The sequence below is a fragment of the Kitasatospora sp. NPDC043950 genome, from assembly GCF_056435345.1.
Genome location: NZ_JBWKER010000124.1, coordinates 1 through 4,061 on the forward strand (window position 1 = coordinate 1; position 4,061 = coordinate 4,061).

The following is a 4,061-nucleotide window of genomic DNA, read 5'->3' on the forward strand; positions in this document are numbered from 1 at the left end:
CGGCGGAGACCACCACGGTGTGGGACACCCCGGGGGTGTTGTCCACGAAATTGGTGATCAGCCAGTTCAGGTTCTGTGCGGCCTGGCTCATCTGAGTCAACTCAACGCTCCTGGTGGTTCGAGCCGCCGAAGAGATCGGTGCTTCGGTTCTGTCCGTTGCCGGACGGGTCTACCTGATCGGGGTCGATCCGGAAGCTTCCGGTGTTACCGGCACTGCGGCCCTGCTCCACGCCGCGGCGCAGGTTGGTGAGCCGGCCGCGGACCTCCTCGGGGCTGCGGGAGACCTGCGGCCCTTCCTGCGGAGTGGGCTTGGCGTTCCCGGCCACCAGGTTCTGCTTGGGCACGCGCCGCGGCAGGCCTGCCCCGGTGGTGCCGCCGGAGGCGGGCTCACGGGTCTGCTCGGCCTGCTGCCAGGCGCCGTCGTTGGGCGACTGCCAGGGCGAGTTGGTCGGGCCGGTCGGGCCGTAGCCGCCCAGCGCCGACACGTCGTGGCCGCGCGGCTCGTCGACCGCCGAGGTGTCCTTGGCGCCGGCGAACCAGTTCGGGGCCTCGCCGCCGGAGCCGCCGTCCGCCGGAGCGGTCGGGGCGCCGAAGCCGCCACCCGCCAGCTGCTGGCCGGGGCGGCGCTGCGGCAGCCCGGACGGCAGGGTGGCGGTGGGTTCGGCGGCGGGCAGCGCGGGCGGCTCCGGGGCGTACGGGTGGCCGGCCGGGGCCTCCTCGGCCTGCTGGCCGTACTGGTCGGCGTAGCCGTCCTGGTAGCCCTGGTAACCGTCGCCCTGGTAGTCCTGGCGGCCGTACTGGTCGTCGGCGTAGCCGGACTGCTGCTCGTAGCCCTGCTGCGGGTACTGGCCGTACTGGTCCTGGCCGTACTCGTCCTGCTGGTAGCCGTCCTGCTGGTAGCCGTACTGGTCGTCGGCGTAGCCGGACTGCTGCTCGTAGCCCTGGGGGGCGTACTGGTCGTAGCCCTGCTGGTAGTCCTCCTCGACCTCGGCGTCCAGCACCGGCGGCTCGCCGTCGTGCGGGCCGCTCTCCAGGGCCGCGCGGCGGACCTGGTCGAGGCGCTGCGAGCGCTGGACGGACTCCAGGGCCGGGCTGAAGCCGCTGGATCCGGCGTTGCCGGCGCCGGTGAGGTGGTCGTCGAAGCCCAGCTCGGCGGCGCTGCGCGGCTGGCCGTTGGGCGCCCACTGGGAGGTCGGCTCCTGCTCGGCGAAGATCCGGGAGACGGTGAACTGCTCCTCGGGCTCCGGCGCGGCGCCCGACCGGGTGATGAACGGCGGGATCATGACCAGCGAGGTGGTGCCGGCGGACTCGCCGGAGGGGCGGAGCTGGACGCGGACGTCGTGCCGCTGGGACAGCCGGCCGACCACGAACAGGCCCATGCGGCGGGAGATGGTGGCGTCGACGGTGGGCGGCTCGGCCAGCTTCTCGTTGATCTCGGCGAAGTCGTCGGCGGTGAGGCCGATGCCCTTGTCGTGGATCTCGACCAGCACCCGGCCGTCCGGCAGGCGGGTCGCGTTGACCAGGACCCGGGTCTGCGGGCTGGAGAACGAGGTGGCGTTCTCCAGCAGTTCGGCGAGCAGGTGGACGAGGTCGGTCACGGCGGCGCCGACGACCTCGACCTCCGGGATGCCGGACAGCTCGACGCGCTCGTACTGCTCCACCTCGGAGGAGGCGGCGCGGAGCACGTCGACCAGCGGGACCGGGGTGTTCCAGCGGCGGCCGGCCTCCTCGCCCGCGAGGACGAGCAGGTTCTCACCGTTGCGGCGCATACGGGTGGCGAGGTGGTCCAGCTTGAAGAGGTTCTCCAGCTGGTCCGGGTCGGCCTCGTTGTTCTCCAGGTCGGTGATCAGCGCCAGCTGGCGCTGGATCAGGCCCTGGCTGCGGCGCGACAGGTTGGTGAAGATCGCGTTGACGTTCCCTCGCAGCAGGGCCTGCTCGGCGGCGAGCGCCACGGCCTGCTGGTGGACCTGGTCGAACGCCCGGGCGACCTCGCCGATCTCGTCCTTGCCGTGCAGCGGGATCGGGGTGACGGAGGTGTCGACCCGGTCGGGGTCGGTCTTGGAGAGCTTCTCGACCAGGTCCGGCAGGCGGTGGTCGGCGATCTCCAGGGCGGCGCTGCGCAGGGTGCGCATGCCGAGGATCATCGAGCGGGCGACGTAGCCGGTGAGCAGACCGGCCAGGATGAGCGCCGCGACGACGATGATCGTGTTGAGGATGGCGTCGTAGAGCGCGTTGTCCTTGAGGCCGCGGGAGTCCGTGAGGACGTCGTCCAGCAGCTGGACCTCGGTGTCGCGCAGGGCCTGGATGTGGGTGTTGGCGGCCTGGTTCCAGTTCTCCGGGGTGAGACCGGAGTCCTTGGCCTCCTTGTAGGCCTGGTCGGCGGCGGCCTTGCCCTTGCTCTGGCCCTCGGCGGCGGCCTGGCTGTAGGCGGCGCCGAGGGAGAGCAGGGTCTGCATGGAGGGCGCGGTGCCGTTCGGCATCTTGTAGGCCGAGCGCTCCTGCGCGGCGGCCTGGGTGACCTGCGCGTTGGCGTACTTGCGGGCGTCCTCGGGGGCGCTGCCGGTGTTGAACTCGGTCAGCGAGACCTGCTCCAGCCGCTCCGCCACCAGGATCTGCTGGATCACGTCGGCGTTCTCGAACCGGGTGGTGGCGTTCTGGGAGATGCCGACCAGCAGGTGCAGCATGAGCGCGCGCTGGGTCGAGGCGGAGGCCTTGGCGAGGGACATCGCGTAGATCGCGCGGCCCTTGCTGGCGGCGTTGCTGGAGCCGAGGCCGACCGAGTTGTCGTAGGACAGCAGCGGGGCGAACATCACCGAGTAGGCGTTGACGGTGGCGCCGGCGAACAGCTCGGATCCGTACGCGGTGGCCCGCAGGTGCGGCAGGTCGACCACCAGGGCCTGGAAGCCCTCGTGGCGGCGCGGCAGTTCGCCGGACTTGTCGGAGGCCGCGTAGGCCGCCTCGTACGCCTTCAGCGCGGCGTCCGTGTTGGCGCGGATCTTGGCGACCTTGCCGTCCGGGTCCTGCTTGGTGAGCAGGGGTATCAGCGTGGTGTCGCGCTCGATCTCCAGCGCTTCGGCGAGCTCGGTGGCCGCCTTGGCGAGTTCGGCGGTCTTCTCGGCGCGGGAGGCCTTGATGTAGCCGTCGACCGAGGTGTTCACGCGGAGGCCGCCGAAGACGAGGCTGATGATCACGGGGATCAGCAGGATCGCGATCAGACGGGTCGGCACGCGCCAGTTGCGCGGGCGGAGGAAGTCGTACCGCTTGGAGGCGTCGCCGTCCGGACCGCCGCTGCGGGGTTCCGTGGACGCGGCCGGGGGCTGCGGGGCCGGGGAGGCCTGGGAGCGCTCCTCGGTGGGGGTGAAAGCGGAGAATCCGGCCGGGTCCGCTGCGGTACCGTTCGGCTCGCTCCGGCGGGGCTCGGAGCGCCGCTGCGGGGCGGGTTGCTGCTTACGCCTCACTCGACAACTACCTCTCGGCCGACTGTCGGCCATGGATCAATCCAGCGCTACCCCCGGGCCCTGGCCCGTCACCGGTGGGCCGGCGCGAGGGTTTCAGGGGTAGCTGGAATTTCAGCACGTGCAGGGATGGGGGACAAACAGCCGCAGGATGGCCCCCGCGTCGGCGCAATAGGGACATTCACCGACATGACGGAGCAAAACCGTGGTCTTCTGGCGCTGAGTGACGCTAGTTCACCACGCAGAGTCACTGTTGATCACAAAATGCCTACCGAACTGTTATCCGCTGCTTATACAGCGGGTCTTGCGCGATGCCCCTGGAGGACATCGGCCGGTAGCGGCTCCGCCCCGGGGCCCGTCACGCCGACGGCCCCCGGGGTCCGGATGTCCGGCCCGTCATCGGAGTCGGGCGAGGAGGGCGTGCTCGACGAGGGTGATGAGGGCGCTCTTGGCACTGTCGCGGCGGCGGGCGTCGAGCGTGACGACCGGGGTCTCGGCGCTGAGCTGGAGCGCTTCGCGGACCTCGTCGGCGGTGTGGGGCTGGTGTCCGTCGAAGCCGTTGAGGGCGACGACGAAGGGGAGTCCGCTGTTCTCGAAGTAGTCGAG

Annotated in this window: 1 protein-coding gene and 2 pseudogenes; all 3 read right to left on the bottom strand. The window is 71.0% G+C overall.

Annotated elements, in window-relative coordinates; all coding sequences use genetic code 11:
* Nucleotides 1–91, bottom strand: a pseudogene (locus AC07BF_RS37625) (roadblock/LC7 domain-containing protein); the annotation flags it as partial.
* Nucleotides 92–101: 10 nt separating this feature from the next.
* On the bottom strand, nt 102–3,458 hold the full coding sequence (locus tag AC07BF_RS37630; protein WP_363589695.1) for a nitrate- and nitrite sensing domain-containing protein: 3,357 nt from the start codon (nt 3,456–3,458) through the stop codon (nt 102–104).
* Nucleotides 3,459–3,851: 393 nt separating this feature from the next.
* Nucleotides 3,852–4,061, bottom strand: a pseudogene (locus tag AC07BF_RS37635) (ATP-binding protein); the annotation flags it as partial.